Annotated in this window: 6 protein-coding genes; 2 read left to right on the plus strand and 4 right to left on the minus strand. The window is 67.8% G+C overall.

Annotation, left to right across the window (positions count from 1 at the left end; genetic code table 11):
- Window positions 1-105: 105 nt before the first annotated feature.
- A complete protein-coding gene (locus tag NOF53_RS06795; protein ID WP_255966606.1) occupies window positions 106-10716 on the plus strand; it encodes a type I polyketide synthase in 10611 nt (3536 codons plus the stop codon).
- 42 nt (window positions 10717-10758) lie between these two features.
- Window positions 10759-12054 (plus strand): wax ester/triacylglycerol synthase domain-containing protein, encoded by a 1296-nt coding sequence (locus tag NOF53_RS27685; RefSeq protein ID WP_255966607.1) that lies wholly within the window; start codon window positions 10759-10761, stop codon window positions 12052-12054.
- A gap of 293 nt (window positions 12055-12347) precedes the next feature.
- Here NOF53_RS27685 and paaI read toward each other — a convergent pair whose 3' ends face one another.
- The 4 genes from paaI to NOF53_RS06820 all read right to left on the minus strand — a co-directional run bounded on the left by paaI (window position 12348) and on the right by NOF53_RS06820 (window position 15917).
- The gene (gene paaI, locus NOF53_RS06805; protein WP_305086529.1) at window positions 12348-12743 is read right to left on the minus strand and encodes a hydroxyphenylacetyl-CoA thioesterase PaaI; all 396 of its coding nucleotides are present in this window, start codon (window positions 12741-12743) and stop codon (window positions 12348-12350) included.
- A 117-nt stretch (window positions 12744-12860) separates the two neighbouring features.
- Entirely contained in the window at window positions 12861-13178 is a 318-nt protein-coding gene (locus NOF53_RS06810; protein ID WP_255966609.1) for an EthD family reductase, read from the minus strand.
- Window positions 13175-15214: a phenylacetic acid degradation bifunctional protein PaaZ gene (gene paaZ / locus NOF53_RS06815; RefSeq protein ID WP_255966617.1), complete on the minus strand. Its 2040-nt coding sequence runs from the start codon at window positions 15212-15214 to the stop codon at window positions 13175-13177. The genes NOF53_RS06810 and paaZ overlap by 4 nt, the downstream gene beginning before the upstream one ends.
- Window positions 15215-15305: 91 nt before the next feature.
- Window positions 15306-15917: a TetR/AcrR family transcriptional regulator gene (locus tag NOF53_RS06820; RefSeq protein WP_255966628.1), complete on the minus strand. Its 612-nt coding sequence runs from the start codon at window positions 15915-15917 to the stop codon at window positions 15306-15308.
- Between the last annotated feature and the right edge of the window lie 52 nt (window positions 15918-15969).

A 15969-nucleotide genomic window follows, 5' to 3' on the forward strand; every position in this document is an offset into this window, starting at 1 on the left:
TCCTGGACAGCGATGAGTGGATCGCCTGCGTCCGGGCGGTGGTCGCGGATAGACTCGGGTTTCTGCGCTGGACCGGGGGGGCTCTCGGATTGGAGCTGATCTCGGATGGCCGATCAGGCGAAACTCCTCGACTATTTGAAGCGGGTCACCGCAGAGCTCTACCAGGCGCGGGCGAAGCTACGCGAGGCCGAGGGAGTGAGTAGCGAACCGATCGCCGTCATCGGGATGGGCTGCCGGTTCCCTGGCGGAGTGCGGTCACCGCAGGACTTGTGGCGTTTGGTGGAATCGGGTTCCGATACCGTCGCCGGGTTCCCGGAGGACCGCGGCTGGGGGCTGGCGGATCTTTATGATCCGAAGGCCGAGCAGGCGGGCAAGACCTACACGTTGCAGGGCAGTTTTCTCGATGACCCTGCGGGGTTCGACCCGGAGGTCTTCGGCATCTCCCCCCGCGAGGCGCTGGCCATGGACCCGCAGCAGCGGCTTCTTCTCGAAACGAGCTGGGAAACCTTCGAACATGCCGGGATCGACCCGCGGTCGGTGCACGGTCGCCAGGTCGGCGTCTTCACTGGCCTGTCCGGAATCGACTACGCGGCGCGGGCCGGCGGCATGCCGCCCGAAGACCTCGAGGGGTACTTCATCACCGGCAACGCCATGAGCGTCGCCTCCGGCCGCGTGGCGTACAGCTTCGGCTTGAGCGGACCGGCGATCACGGTCGACACGGCCTGCTCGTCGTCGCTGGTGTCCATCCACCTCGCCATGCAAGCGCTGCGCAGCGGCGAGTGCGAACTGGCTCTGGCGGGGGGCGCGACCGTGATGTCGACTCCTGCGGTGTTCGTCGAGTTCAGTCGCCAGCGCGGACTGGCCCGCGACGGGCGGTGCAAGGCGTTCTCCGCCGCGGCGGACGGTACGGCGTGGGGCGAAGGCGCGGGGATAGTGGCCCTGGAACGCCTTTCCGACGCAGAGCGCAATGGTCGCCGGATTCTGGCCGTCATCCGGGGCAGTGCAGTGAACCAGGATGGCGCGAGCAACGGCCTCACCGCTCCGAACAGGCAGGCCCAGGAGCGGGTGATCGGGCAGGCGCTGTCCAACGCCGGGCTGGGCCCGGGCGACGTCGACGCGGTCGAGGCGCACGGCACCGGCACCAAATTGGGCGACCCGATCGAGGCATCGGCCTTGCTGGCCGGTTACGGCCGGAACCGCCCCGCCGACCGACCGCTGTGGCTGGGCTCGGTGAAGTCGAATCTCGGGCACACCCAGGCGGCCGCCGGCGTTGCCGGAGTGATCAAGATGATCATGGCGATGCAGCACGGTGTTCTCCCGCAGACGCTGCACGTCGACCGGCCGACCCCACACGTCGACTGGTCGGCCGGCTCGGTGTCCCTGCTCACCGACCAACGGGAGTGGCCCGAGGTCGATCGGCCCCGCCGGGCAGCGGTTTCGTCGTTCGGCATCAGCGGCACCAATGCCCATGTCATTCTCGAGCAACCCCCGACGGTCGAGCCGGTAACCACCGGATCGGCTTTTCCCCCAGACGAAGTCGTGGCCTGGTGCGTGTCCGGCCACACCGAACCCGCGCTGCGCACTCAGGCCGGATGGTTGCGCGAGTATGCCGCGGACCACCCAGAACTGACGCCCGCCGCGGTGGCCGGGGCGCTGCTGGGCTCGCGTGCCACGTTCGACTACCGCGCTGCCGTGATCGGGGCGGAGCCGCAGGTCTTCCTGGCCGGCCTGGACGCACTCAGCCGAGGCGCGCCCAGCCCCCACGTGGTGACCGGCGTGGCGTTGGAAGCCGGGGACAGGCCGGTGTTCGTCTTTCCCGGGCAGGGCTCGCAGTGGGTGGGCATGGCCACGGAGCTAATGGATTCTTCGCCGGTATTCGCCGACAGTGTGCAGGAGTGCGCCGACGCGTTGGCCCCGCACACCGGATTCTCGCTGCTCGACGTGCTGCGGGATCGCGATCCGGCCTCGCTGGACCGCGTCGACGTCGTGCAGCCGGCGCTGTTCGCGATGATGGTCGGTCTGGCGCAACTGTGGCGCTCACACGGCGTCGAACCGGCGGCTGTGGTCGGTCATTCGCAGGGTGAGATTGCGGCAGCCTACGTCGCCGGCGCACTGAGCCTTTCCGACGCGGCGCTGGTCGTCGCGGCGCGTAGCAAGGTGATCGCGGCGTCGGCCCGGCGTGGCGGTGGGATGGCTTCGCTGGCACTGCCGCACGACATCGTGCGAGAGAAGATTCAATTCTGGTCCGGCGCCATCGAGGTGGCGGCAATCAACGGGCCGTCCGCGACGGTGGTATCCGGCCCCGTCGATGCACTCGACATCCTTGTCGGGCAGGTGCAGGGCGACGGTGTCCAAGCGAGGCGGATCGCTGTGGAATATGCCTCCCATTGCGCGGACATTTCAGTGTTGCGCGAGCCGATTCTGGGCGCCCTGGCCTCGATCGAGCCGCACCGGTCGCGAATTCCGTTCTACTCGTCGGTGTCGGGTGGTGCGTTGGACGGCACCGCACTCGACGCGGACTACTGGTATCGGAATCTGCGCCGCACAGTTCGGTTCGAGCAGGCAACGAGATCGCTTGTCGCGGACGGGTATCGACTGTTCGTGGAGTCGTGTAGCCATCCTGTCCTGACCGTACCGTTGCAGGAAACCCTCGAGGCGGCGGGTGTCGCTGGACGCGCCATCGGCACCCTCCGGCGCGAACACGCAGGCCTCCGCCAGTTCACCGCAGCTCTCGCCGAGGCGCACGTACACGGAGTGCACATCGAGTGGGACCGCGTGAGGTGGGCCCGACGCGACGATCGGCAGCCGTGGGTCGATCTGCCCACGTACGCCTTCCAGCACCGTCGCTACTGGTTGGAAAGTTCCGTGCCGCACGGTGATGTCGCATCGGCGGGCATGGAGACCGGGGGACACCCGATGCTCGGTGCGTCCGTCGAGCTCGGTGAAGGTCGTGGCGCGGTATTCACGGGCTTGCTTTCGCCGCAACGCGTTCCGTGGCTGAGCGACCACGCGGTGAACGGCACCGTCATTCTGCCGGGCACGGCTTTCGTGGAACTCGCCCTGCACGCGGGAAGCCGCGTCGCGTGCGGCCGGCTCGAAGAACTCACCATCGAGGCGCCCTTGACGATTCCCGACGACAGCGAAGTGGCCGTGCAGGTGAGCGTGCTCGCCGACGGCGACGCCGGCCATTCCACGGTATCGGTGCACTCGCGACCGGCGGACGCTTCGGGGGACACTGTGTGGACCCGGCACGCCACCGGCGTGCTCACCGCGGACGTGGGCGCTGCCGACTCCCTCGAAAAGTGGCCGCCCGCCGGTGTCACTCCGATCGACGTCAGAGGTTTGTACGGTGTGCTCGACGACGCCGGCTACGGGTACGGTCCGATGTTCCGGGGCCTGCGGGCAGCGTGGCGCCGCGGTGACGAACTGTTCGGAGAGGTGCGGCTGGGCGGGGAGGACCCGGCTGCAGCGGTTGCGGGGTACGGGATTCATCCGGCGGTGCTCGACGCGGCGCTGCATGTGATTGCGCTCGGTGTCGCGGACACCGGTGCACGCGACGTCCGGCTGCCGTTCGCCTGGGGCGCAGTGCAACTGCACGCGGTGGGCGCAACCGCCTTACGCGTGCACATCACCACCATCGGGCCCGAGCGATACCGGGTATCCGCGTACGACGCCGCCGGCAAGTCGGTGCTGACCGCGGATTCGTTGGCGCTACGGCCGCTCGGAGACTCGCGGGTGCCGGGCGTCGGGGTCGGCGAAAGCCTCTACCGAGTGGAGTGGATGCCGGTGGGTGCCTCCGCCACGGCCCCGACCGATCTGATGCCGCTCGCGGAGGCGCTTTCCGGAGGTGAGCCGGAAGGCCGCGTGCTGTGGCTGGCAGGCGAACCAGGCGCAGAATCGGACGTGCCGACGCGGGCGCACGCCGCCGCGGAGGCGACGCTGCGTGCTGTCCAGTCCTGGCTCCGCGAGGATCGCTTGGCTGAGACCCGCCTCCTGGTCACGACCCGGCTCGCGGTCGCGGTCCGCGACGACGAACCGATCGACAACCTCTCCGCCGCGCCCGCGTGGGGGCTGATCAACGCGGTGCAACACGAGCATCCGGACCGCATCACCCTGGTGGACGTGGACGCGGCGGCCGGTGAACTTTCCGATCCGGCGCTGTTGGCAATGGCGTTGTCCTGCAACGAACCTCAGCTTGCCATCCGAGAAGGGGTTTTGCTGGCACCCATGCTCGTCGCGGCGACGCCCGCCGCAGCGCTCCCCGAAGTCGGCCCGGAACCCTTCGGCCCGGCCGGGACAGTGGTGATCACCGGTGGCACAGGGACTATCGGCAGACTGATCGCGCGCCATCTCGTCACGCGGTACGGGGTGCGGCGGCTGGTGCTGACCGGCCGGCACGTGCTCGATGCCGAGAGTACGGCCCAACTGCGAGGAGATGTCACCGAGTCAGGTGTCGAGATTCGCGCCGTCGCCTGCGATGTGGCCGACCGTGCAGCGGTGGCGGCAATGCTCGCCGATATACCTGACCTGTCCGGCGTCATCCACGCTGCCGGGGTGCTCGAGGATGCGACCGCCGCCACGCTGAGTCCCGAGCAATTGCACGCCGTACTGCGTCCCAAGGTGGACGGTGCCTGGCATCTGCACGAACTCACCCGCGACCGCGACTTGTCGGCGTTCGTGCTGTTTTCCTCAGCGGCGGGTGTGCTCGGCGGTGCCGGTCAGGCGAACTATGCGGCGGCGAACGTCTTCCTCGACGCACTCGCGCAGCACCGGCGCGTCCGCGGACTGCCGGCGATCTCCATGGCCTGGGGGTTGTGGGACCGACCCAGCGGAATGACGTCCCATCTCAATGCCGCCGACCTCGACCGGTTGCAGCGCACCGGCATCGACACCCTCAGCCCGGAGTCGGGGCTCGCCCTGTTCGACGCGGCGCTTGCCGTCAATCGTCCGTTGATCGTGCCGATACGGCTCTCGACGCGTTCCTCTCGATCCGACGGTGAGTCGGTACCGCCCATCCTGCGCCGCGTCCTCGGCATCCGTCATCGCCGGGCCGCTGCCGCCGACGCACCTACCGGACTGGCCGACGAACTGCGTGCACTCGATCCCGCAGAGCGTCACAGCCGGGTGCTCGACATCGTCACCACCCACGTTGCGGCCGTCCTCGGGCATGACGGAAAGGAGGCGATCGACCCGGAACGGGCGTTCAAGCAACTCGGTTTCGACTCGCTGACCGCCGTGCAACTGCGTAATCAGTTGACCACTGCCACCGGCGTGCGACTTGCCGCGACGGTGGTTTTCGACCATCCCACCGCGGACGCGCTCACCCAGGAACTGGTGGCTCGCCTGCTCGGTAGTGCTGCCGCTCCGCAACCGACCGGGAAAGTGCGTACCCGCAGGGATGACGACCCCATCGTGATCGTGGGGATGGCCTGCAGATATCCGGGCAACGTGTACTGCCCTGACGACCTGTGGCGACTCGTGCGCGACGGCCACGACGCCGTGGGGCCGTACCCCGACAACCGAGGCTGGAATCTCGACGAGGTGTACGACCCGGACCCGAACCGCAGCGGCACGACCTACATGAGCGCCGGGGGGTTCCTCTACGACGGCGACGAATTCGACGCCGCATTCTTCGGCATCAGCCCGCGCGAGGCGGTCGCGATGGACCCGCAACACCGGCTGCTGCTGGAGTGCGCGTGGGAGGCCCTGGAAGGTGCCGGAATCCGGCCGGATTCACCCGATCTCATCGACACCGGTGTGTACGTCGGAATGATGGGCGGCGACTACGGCTTCCATTTGATGAGTCAGCGCAATGTCGACGCCGAGGGCTATCTCATGACCGGGACCAGCAACAGCGTGGCCTCCGGTCGGATCTCCTACTCTCTCGGCTTCACCGGTCCCGCAGTCACCGTCGATACGGCGTGCTCGTCTTCACTGGTGGCCATGCATCTCGCGGCGAGGGCATTACGCGACGGGGAATGCACCCTCGCGCTTGCCGGCGGGGCGACGCTGATGGCCACGCCCGGTGTGCTCATCGAGTTCAGCCGCCAGCGCGGGCTCGCGGCGGACGGACGGTGCAAGCCGTTCTCCGATCGGGCCGACGGCACCGGTCTCAGTGAAGGCTCGGGGATGGTAGTGCTCGAGCGACTCAGCGACGCACAACGCAATGGACACCGGGTCCTGGCGATGATCCGCGGATCGGCGGTCAACCAGGACGGTGCCTCCAACGGATTGACCGCCCCGAACGGGCCGTCGCAGGAGCGGGTGATCCGCCAGGCGCTGGCCGACGCCTCGCTCGGTCCCGCCGACATCGACGCCGTGGAAGCCCACGGCACCGGCACGACGCTCGGCGACCCGATCGAGGCGCAGGCGCTGCTGGCTGCGTACGGGCAAGATCGGGAGGGCCGGCCGCTGTGGCTCGGCTCGGTCAAATCCAATATCGGACATTCCCAGGCGGCGGCGGGCGTGGCCGGCGTGATCAAGATGGTCATGGCCATGCGGCACGGGGTGCTGCCGCCGAGCCTGCACGGCGATGCCCCGACGCGGCACGTCGATTGGACCGCGGGCGAGGTCTCCCTCCTCGGCGAACCGGTTGTGTGGCCGGAGACAGGACGGCCTCGGCGCGTCGGGGTCTCGTCGTTCGGCATCAGTGGCACCAATGCGCACATGATCCTCGAGCAGGCACCCAGCCTCGCAACACCGAAGGTCTCGTCCCCGTCGTCATCGCCGTTGGTGTGGGTGATCTCCGGAAAGACCGGGGATGCGCTGCGTGCACAGGCTGCACGGTTGGCCGGTTTTCTCGAACAGGGCGAGGCGGACCTTCCAGATCCCGCCGACCTCGCCTACTCGCTGGCCACCACCCGGTCCGGTTTCGCCCACCGCGCCGCGGTGGTCGGACAGACGCTGACCGATCTGCGCGACGGTTTGGCCCGCATCGTGCTGGGCCGGCCTGGAGGTAGTGTCTTTATCGGGACGAGTTCGCGCGGCAAGACCGCATTCATGTTCACGGGCCAGGGTGCGCAACGGATCGGCATGGGCCGCGGCCTCTACGCCGCCTACCCGGTGTTCGCCAAGGCCCTGGACGAGGTCTGTTCCGCACTCGATGAACATGTGGAAAGCCCAGTGCGGCAAGTGATCTGGGACGACGTCGATGGCGGAGTCGCAAGGCTCGACAGTACCGAATACACCCAACCAGCGTTGTTCGCCGTCGAGGTCGCGCTCTATCGGTTGTTGAGGGATTGGGGCATCACCCCCGATTACCTGATCGGTCATTCGATCGGAGAGATCACTGCTGCACACGTCGCGGGGGTGTTCAGCTTGCCCGACGCCGCCGCGCTGGTGGGTGAGCGCGGACGGTTGATGCAGTCGACCGAGCCTGGCCGCATGATCGCCGTACGGGCACGCGTGGAGGACGTTGTAGCGCTCATCGTCGGCCGGGTCGATCTCGCGGCGGTGAACGGTTCCGAGTCGGTGGTCCTCGCCGGCGGCGAGCGCGACGTGGACGCCGTCGCATCCGAACTGTCCGCTGCCGGGATGAAGACCACGAGCTTGCGGGTTGAGCGAGCATTCCATTCGACTCTGATGGAGCCCATTCTCGACGAGTTCGTCACCGTCGTGTCGAGGCTGACGGCGGAGCCACCGAAGATTCCGGTCGTCTCCAACGTGACCGGGCGGATCGCCTCGGCCGAGGAGCTCACGTCCCCGAGATACTGGGCGCAGCACATCCGACAACCGGTGCTGTTCGCCGACGGCATTGTGGCCCTGGACGATCTGGGCGTCACTCGACTCGTCGAAGTCGGTCCCGGCGCGGCCCTGGCCGCGAACGCCGCCGAGGTCGCCCCGGCCGCGATCGCAGCACTGCCTGGCCGCGGCGACGAGGCGCACGAGATCCTCGAGGCAGTCGCTGCCGCCTACGTAGAGGGTTGCCCGGTCGACTGGGAGCGGGTGCTGCCGGGTCGTCGCCGTATAGACCTGCCTACCTACGCGTTCCAGCGTCGTTCCTTCTGGCCGTCGGCGCCCATGCCCAACACCGGTGATCCGACGCAGTTGGGGTTGAGTCCGGTGGACCATCCGCTGCTCGGCGCAGCGGTGACACTCGAGGACGACACGACGCTGTTCACCGGACAGCTGTCACTGCACCGGGATTCATGGCTCGTGGCACCGAGTGGCGGCGACCACCAAAGACCGACAGCCGACAACCCGCAGACGGTGATGCCGGCGGTATTGGTCGAACTCACGTTGCACGTAGCCCACCACGTCGGTCTCGACCATATCGGCGAACTCACCCTGCATCACCCGCTGATCCTTCCGGCGTCAGGGCTGGTATCGATTTGCGTATCAGTGTCGCCGATCAGCGACACCGGCGCTCGCGCCGTCACCATCTCGTCGCACCTGGGTGAAACCGACAGCGCGAACACCTGGATTCGGAACGCTTCGGCGACGATCGACGACGTCGTCAGCCCCAGTTCCGAACTACGGCAACCAGTTTCCCGAGAATCCGACACCGAGGTGCGCCTCGAAGAAGGAACCGACCCGAGCGGATTCGGCATCCATCCGGAGCTACTGCAAGCTGCGCTCGAGCCCATCATCGGAGAAGACGGCTGGCCGCTGGCGTGGACGGGCCTGCGTCTGCACGCCGCCGGAGCGGAGGCGGTATCGGTACGGTTCGCTGCGAGCGAGGACGGGCGGTATCACATTGTCGCTGCGGACCCCGAAGGTGCGCCGGTGCTGACCATCGATGCGCTGCAGGTGGTGCAGAGGGCGGTCGGCGGGGAAGTCGGGGGACGCTCCGCGGTCCAGCCACTGCACCGGCTGGCGTGGATCCCGGTCGAGAGCGGATCGCCCGATTGGACCCTCGGTCCGGCGGTCATCCTCGGGGCAGAAGAGTTCGGCGACAACGGCATCGGTTCGGCCCTGCCGAACTACCCCGATATGGCGGCGTTGCGCGCCGCGAGGGAGTCGATGCCGGCCGAAGACGACCGACGGCCGTGGACGGTGCTCGTCGGGTGTGGCACCGAGGGCGGAGACGGGCCGGAAGCGACCCACGCACTGTGCGCTCGGGTACTGCGACTGCTGCAGGAGTGGCTCGACGACGACACCGCCGACGGCCCGCTCGTGATCGTGACCCGCGACGCGATGGTCACCGAAGAGGGGGACCGCAGCGATCACCTCGAGGCTGCGGCAGTGTGGGGTCTCGTGGGCTCCGCGCAGAACGAGAACCCGGGCCGGATCGTGCTGGTCGACCTCGACGAGGCATCCGACGCCGAAGCCGCAATTTCCGCTGCGCTGGCGAGCGGCGAACCTCAGGTGGCAGCCCGGAACAACACCTTGTTTGCGCCTCGGCTGCGGCGTCTGCGTGCCGTCGGCGATTCCGGCTCGCCCTCCGAACCCCGCTCGCGCTTCGATCCCGGTGGCACCGTCCTCGTCACCGGCGGCCTCGGCACCGTGGGATCGCTCGTCGCCCGCCACCTGGTGACCGAACATGGGGTGCGGCACCTGATGTTGACCAGCCGGCGTGGACCCGACACCGAGGGTTGCGACCAGCTGCGAAGCGAACTGAGCGGTCTAGGCGCCGAGGTGAGCATCGTTGCCTGCGACACCGCCGACGAATCGGCAGTCGCCCGCGTGCTGTCCCGCATACAGGCGGAGCACCCACTCACGGCGGTGATCCACGCGGCCGGAGTGATCGACGACGCGACCCTGGCTTCGCTGACCCCCGAACGACTCGACGCGGTGCTGCGGCCGAAGGTCGACGCGGCCTGGAATCTGCACCGGCTGACCGCGATCTGCGACGTCCGGGCCTTCATCATGTTCTCATCGCTCGCCGGTGTCCTCGGCGCGCCCGGGCAGGCGAACTACGCGGCAGCGAACATGTTCCTCGACGCGCTCGCTCATCACCGCCACGCCCTCGGACGGCCCGCGCTGTCGATCGCGTGGGGCATGTGGGCACCGCCGAGCGCCATGACCGACAACCTCGGTGCGATCGATCTCGCCCGAGCACGTCGCAGCGGGATGGTCCCGATGACCGCTGCCGACGGCCTGGCGCTCTTCGACAGTGCGCTGATCGCCGGCGTGCCGACTGTGGCGGCTGCCCGGTTCGACCTCGCCGGTTCGGCCGCCCCCTACGTTCCCGCCCCGCTGCGCGGCCTGATCCGGGAATTGCGTCCGCGCGCCGCGGGTTCGGACTCGGTCGTGACCGGATCGAACGGGTCCGGGACTGTGGATTGGGGGCAGCGCCTTGCTGATCGCTCGACTCCCGAACAGCGGCACCTCATGCTCGAATTGGTACGGGCAGGAGCTGCGGCTGTACTCGGCTACGACGCTTCGGACGCGGTCGACCCCGACCAGGCATTCAAGGAACTCGGCTTCGACTCGCTGGCAGCCGTTGCGCTGCGCAACTATCTCGGTGCCGCCACCGGCCTGCGATTGCCGCCCACAATGGTGTTCGATCACCCGAGTCCGCGTGCCGTCGCCGAGTTCCTGCGCGCAGAACTCGTACCGGATCCGGTGTCGGTTGCCTTGGGCGACGTCGACCGACTACGCGCCACCATCGCCGAGCTGGGCAAAGACACCGAGGCGCGGTCGGCCGTGGCGAAGCGGCTGGAAATCCTGCTGGCCGAGGTCGGTGCGTCCGAGGCGGCGCATGCCGACACCGTCGACAAGATCCACGCCGCGACCAGCGAGGAAATCCTCGATCTGATCGATCGCGGTCTGTGAACCGAGGCACTTCGGTGCACGAGCCAGAGTAATTTCGGACGGGTGACCAGCGAGGAATCCGATCGGCTCTCCGCCGATGACGCGCGCATCCTGGCGCTCGAATCGGCGGCGATCACCGGCCATACGCTCAAGCTCGTCGTCCTCGAGGCGGGAACAGGGCGGCTCGACCTCGATGCCCTGCGGACGGCGGTGGCGAAGAGACTTCCCAGTTGGCCGCGCGCAACCCAACGGGTCGACACGTCGGGATCGGAGCCGCGCTGGGTCGAAGCCGCCGAGTTCGAGATCAGCGACCACGTCCGGCGCCTGGAACAGCCTGCCTGTGTCTCGCGGGCCGACCTGTGGCGGGCCGTCAGCGGGCTGATGTCCGAGCGACTCGATCACGACCGGCCACTGTGGACGTTCGACGTGATCGGTCCGCTCGGCGACGGCCGCGAAGCGATCGCGCTCCGGATTCACCATGCGATGGCTGACGGGATCACAGCGGTTCGTTTCCTCGATGCCGTGCTCTGGGATCCACACCCGCATCCGTCGTCCGGCGCGGTGTCCCGACCGGGGTTCCGCGCGGCGGCAGCGAAGCGCTCGTGGTTCGCCGAAGCACGGCGGATGCCGGGCGCGGTGTGGCGTGAACTCGTCGAGCGCGGCTCGCGCTCTCCCTTCGACCGCCCCATCGGTGTCTCGCGGGAGGTGGCCTTCACGGTCGCCCCGTTGGCAGAGCTGAAGGCAATCGGCGCGTCGCGCCCTGACCACGCGACGGTCAACGACGTTCTGCTCGGGATCGTTTCCGGTGGTCTGCGCCGATGGCTCGGCGACGGTGCAGCGGGGCTTCCGCTACTTCGTGCCCAGGTTCCGGTCAGCCTCCATCAGCGCGCGGAGGGCGCGGGCGAGATCGGCAATCGCGACTCGTTCCTCAACGTCGATCTACCGTTGGGCCTGGCTGACCCGCTCGTGCGGCTCGACCGAATCAATGCTGAGACCAGCGAGCGCAAACTCCTCGGCGACGCTGAGGAACTCTACGACCTGTTCCACGCCCTCGGGCGCCTGAAGCGCATCGGTAGCGCCGCGGAGCGGCTTGCCGGAAGCGCACGAGAGTTCAGTCTTTCGATTTCGAACGTTCCAGGCCCGGCTGCACCGGTCGGTGTCGCCGGTCGCCGGGTTCAGCATCTCTTCTCCTCCTCGGAGCCGGCCGCCCACCACGCCCTCAGAATCGCTGCGATCTCGTGCGCCGGGAGCATCGGGATCGGGCTCTGCACCGATCCGGTGACGCTGCCCGATGTCGCTCGGCTTGCCGTATCGATCGACGACTCGTACGCCGAACTGCGCAGGGCGGCAATCGGGTGAAAAACCCAGGACCCTGTGATCGCCAATCCCTAAGGAGCCGATGACATGACCTGGCTGAATGCCTCACCCCCGCGATAACGACGGCAGCGGTGCAGCACATGCGTTTCGCCGGGCACTGTGCAGTCTGTTGGGTGGGAGCGGTGGGTTGCTCGACGTTCGAGTGGGCTGGAATTCTGCGCGTTGCATCCCGTTGGAGACATTTGCGGCACCGACTCAACTATCTGGCTTCTGCTCGCGGACCCCGGCGGCGCGGAGGAACCCGCTCAGGCGGTCACGCTGGCGAACGAACTACTTCAGCTCGTGTGGTCCGGAGTCCGCGGCGCCGACCCTATCGTGCGGCTGTCACCGCGAAACTCGGCGATCACCTCACCGTCACGGCGGACGGTGACATCGTAGATCCCGTTGCGGCCGAATCGCGCTCGTTCGACGGCCTCGGCGACGAGCGTGTCACCCAGGCGGGTCGAGGACAGGAACCGGATATCGGCGCGGGCGGCGACGGCGGGTTGGTCGTAGCCGTTGCACGCCAGGGCGAACGCCGTGTCGGCGAGGGTGAACACGAACCCACCGTGCGTGATGCCGTGCCCGTTCACCATGGTTGCGGTGACCGTCATCGCCGCCACTGCGTGGCCGGGCGTGAGGTCGCCGATCGTGATGCCGAGGTTCTTTGATGCGGCGTCTGATGCAAACATCTCCCGGGCGACCCTGCACTGCCCTGACTCCAATGTCGTCACTCGGCCCCTTCCCGTACCTGTTGTAGAAAGTCGGCCGGACCCCCTCTTGAAGAGGGCAGGGGCCAGGCCGAAGTCTTATGCAGTGACGAACGACTGCTCTTCCTGGGTGTACATCGTCACCCCACCACTAGCAAAGTTCGGCACGTCCCGGGCAGCAGCGGCCATCTCCGACGACGTCAAGGCGTGGTGCAGGGTGTCCGCATCGGGAAAGAACAGGCTCGCGACACCGTAGTACGGCGGCTTGGCTCCTTCCAAGGCGCTGCACTTGCCCCACGTGAAGTCGGTCAGCCCGGGGATCTTGCGGGCCAGCGGCATGTGGGTGTCGCGGTAGTAGGCGTCGAAAGCCTCGGGGTCATCGGGCTGGCCGTAACAGACGGCGACCTTGAAGCTCATGCGTTTTCTCCTTTGGCGACGAGGGTGAGAACGTCGTACGTTGCGACGGGATCGCCGTCCTGGTTGACGACGACTGCATCCCAACGGACTTCGCCGTAGTCCGCGCTGCTGCGCGGTGTGATCAGCTTCGCGGTGAGAGTGACGGTCAGGCTGTCCTCCGCCTTGACCGGGGTGAGGAACCGGAGGTTGTCGACGCCGAAGTTGGCGAGGACGGGACCGGGATTCGGTTCGACGAACAGACCGGCGGCGAGGGAGACGACGAGGTATCCGTGGGCGACGATGCCACCGAACAGCGGGTTGGCGGCCGCGGCCTCGGGGTCGGTGTGGGCGTAGAAGGTGTCGCCGGTGAACTCGGCGAAGTGGTCGATGTCGGCGAGGGTGACCTGGCGGGGGCCGCCGACGATGGTGTCGCCGATCCGCAACTGCGCGAGGTTCTTCCGGAACGGGTGGACGCCGTCGTCGTTGCGCTGCGAACCGGTGACCCACTTGTTTCCGACCGCGGTGAGGATGTCGGGGGTGGCCTGGACCGCGGTGCGCTGCATGTGGTGCAGGATGCCGCGGATGCCGCCGAGTTCCTCACCGCCACCGGCGCGGCCGGGCCCGCCGTGCACCAGTACCGGCAGTGGTGAGCCGTGGCCGGTGGATTCCTTGGCGTCGTCGCGGTTGAGGACGAGGACGCGGCCGTGGAACGGGGCGAGGCCCAGCACGATGTCGCGGGCGAGTGCGGAATCACGGGTGACGAGGGAGGCGACGAGGCTGCCCTTGCCGCGGGCGGCGAGTTCGATGACCTCGTCGGTGCTGTCGAATCCGATGACGGTGCTGACGGGGCCGAAGGCCTCGATGTCGTGGGGTTCGGTGGCGTCCTTGTCGTCGGAGCGCAGCAGGATCGGCGGCAGAAACGCGCCCGTCGCCTTGTCGGCGCCGACGACGTCGAAGTTTTCCGGGTCGCCGACCACGATCTGCGCCGACTTGGTCAGGCCGCGGAGCGATTTCAGGACCTCGTCGCGCTGTTCGAGGCTGGCGAGCGCACCCATGGTGACGCCTTCGGCGTCGGGGGCGCCGACCACGACGCGCGACAGCCGGGCCTCGGCCGCGGCGATGACGTCGTCCATCAACGCGGACGGCACGAAGGCGCGCCGGATGGCGGTGCACTTCTGGCCGGCCTTCACCGTCATTTCGGTGACGAGTTGCTTGACGTAGAGGTCGAATTCCTCGCTGCCCGGTTCGACGTCGGAGCCGAGGATCGACGCGTTGAGCGAATCGGCCTCGGCGTTGAAGTGCACACCCGCTCCGACGACGTTCGGGTGCGCCCGCAGGGTGGCCGCGGTGTCGGCGGATCCGGTGAACGCCACGGAGTCCTGCCCGCCGAGGTGGTCGAGCAGCCCGCGGGCGCTCCCCGACAGCAGCTGGACCGAACCCTCGGGCAGCAGCCCGGACTCGATGATGCGACGGAACACGAGCTCGGTGAGGTAGGCCGACTGGCTCGCGGGCTTGACGATGGAAGGGACGCCGGCGATGAACGCGGGGGCGAGCTTCTCGAGGAAGCCCCACACCGGGAAGTTGAACGCGTTGATCTGGACGGCCACGCCGCGGCGCGAGGTGTAGACGTGCTGGCCGAGGAAGGTGCCCTTCTTGCCCAGCTGCTCGAACGCGCCGTCGAGGTAGACGGTGTCGTTGGGCAGTTCCCGCCTGGCCTTGCTGGCGTAGCTGAGGAGGGTGCCGAAGCCGCCGTCGATGTCGACGCCGGAGTCGCGCTTGGTGGCGCCGGTCGAGGTGGAGAGGGCGTAGAACTCCTCTTTGCCCGCCATGAGGGTGAGGGCGAGCGCCTTGAGGGCGGCGGCACGCTCGTGGAAGGTCAGCTTCGCGAGCGCCGTTCCGCCGACCTCGCGGGCGTAGGTCACCATCTCGCCGAGGTCGAGTCCGGTCGCGGAGATGCGCGCCACCTCGGAGCCGTCGACCGCGCTCAGCAGCGGTGTCCCTTCGTCGGGCGCGGTGTACCAGCGTCCGGCGGCGTAGCTTTCCAGTAGCTTGCTCACAACAACTCCAATTCACCCGTACGTTCGGTCGGTAATTAGGATGGCGGCATGCGCAGGTCCTTGTCAAGAACCATTCGAAAACCGGCGATCGTCAGGGTGTGCGGCGCAGCCCGTCGAACGCCAATGCCACGACGGCGTCGGCGAGGTTGCTGACCGATTCGCCCGAGCGGGGGCGATACCACTCGATCAATGAGTTGACCATGCCGAACACCAGGCGGCTGGTCAGGGCGGGGTCGATGCCTGTTTTCAGATCCCCCTCGTCAGCTGCCGCAATGACCAAATCGCTGACGAAAGCATCGAACTCGCGGCGCCGTGCCAATGCTCGGCGCTCCACCTGGGTGTTACCGCGAACTCGTAGTAACAAGGTGACGTAGGGGAGCTCCGCGACGAGAACCTCGACACTCCGACGCACCACGTACTCCAGGCGTTCGATGTATCGCCCCTGAGTGGCCGCGGATTCCGTCGTGACGGCAAACAGGGCGTTGAGGGCTCGGGCCAGTGCCAATTCCAGGAGTTCGGACTTGCCGGACACGTGGTGATAGATCGATGACTTCGTGATGCCCAGCTTCTTGGCAAGGGCTTCCATGCTGGTGCCGTCGTAGCCCTTCTCGTTGAACACCTTGACAGCGACAGCAAGGAGCGAGTCGAGATCATATCCGGGCCGGCCGGGGGTGCCGGTCCGCCGCACGCGTGCAGTTGTCATGCCTTCATCCTCCCAGATACCCCAGTGCGCTATTGCGCAAGTATCAATTCGC

The organism is Rhodococcus tibetensis, assembly GCF_024438035.1.
Classification (GTDB): Bacteria; Actinomycetota; Actinomycetes; order Mycobacteriales; family Mycobacteriaceae; genus Rhodococcus_F; species Rhodococcus_F tibetensis.

Coding starts and splice junctions, on each gene's coding strand:
- paaI (WP_305086529.1), bottom strand. CDS start 12,743: ATGTTTGCATCAGACGCCGCATCAAAGAACCTCGGCATCACGATCGGC.
- NOF53_RS06795 (WP_255966606.1), top strand. CDS start 106: ATGGCCGATCAGGCGAAACTCCTCGACTATTTGAAGCGGGTCACCGCA.
- NOF53_RS06820 (WP_255966628.1), bottom strand. CDS start 15,917: ATGACAACTGCACGCGTGCGGCGGACCGGCACCCCCGGCCGGCCCGGA.
- NOF53_RS06810 (WP_255966609.1), bottom strand. CDS start 13,178: ATGAGCTTCAAGGTCGCCGTCTGTTACGGCCAGCCCGATGACCCCGAG.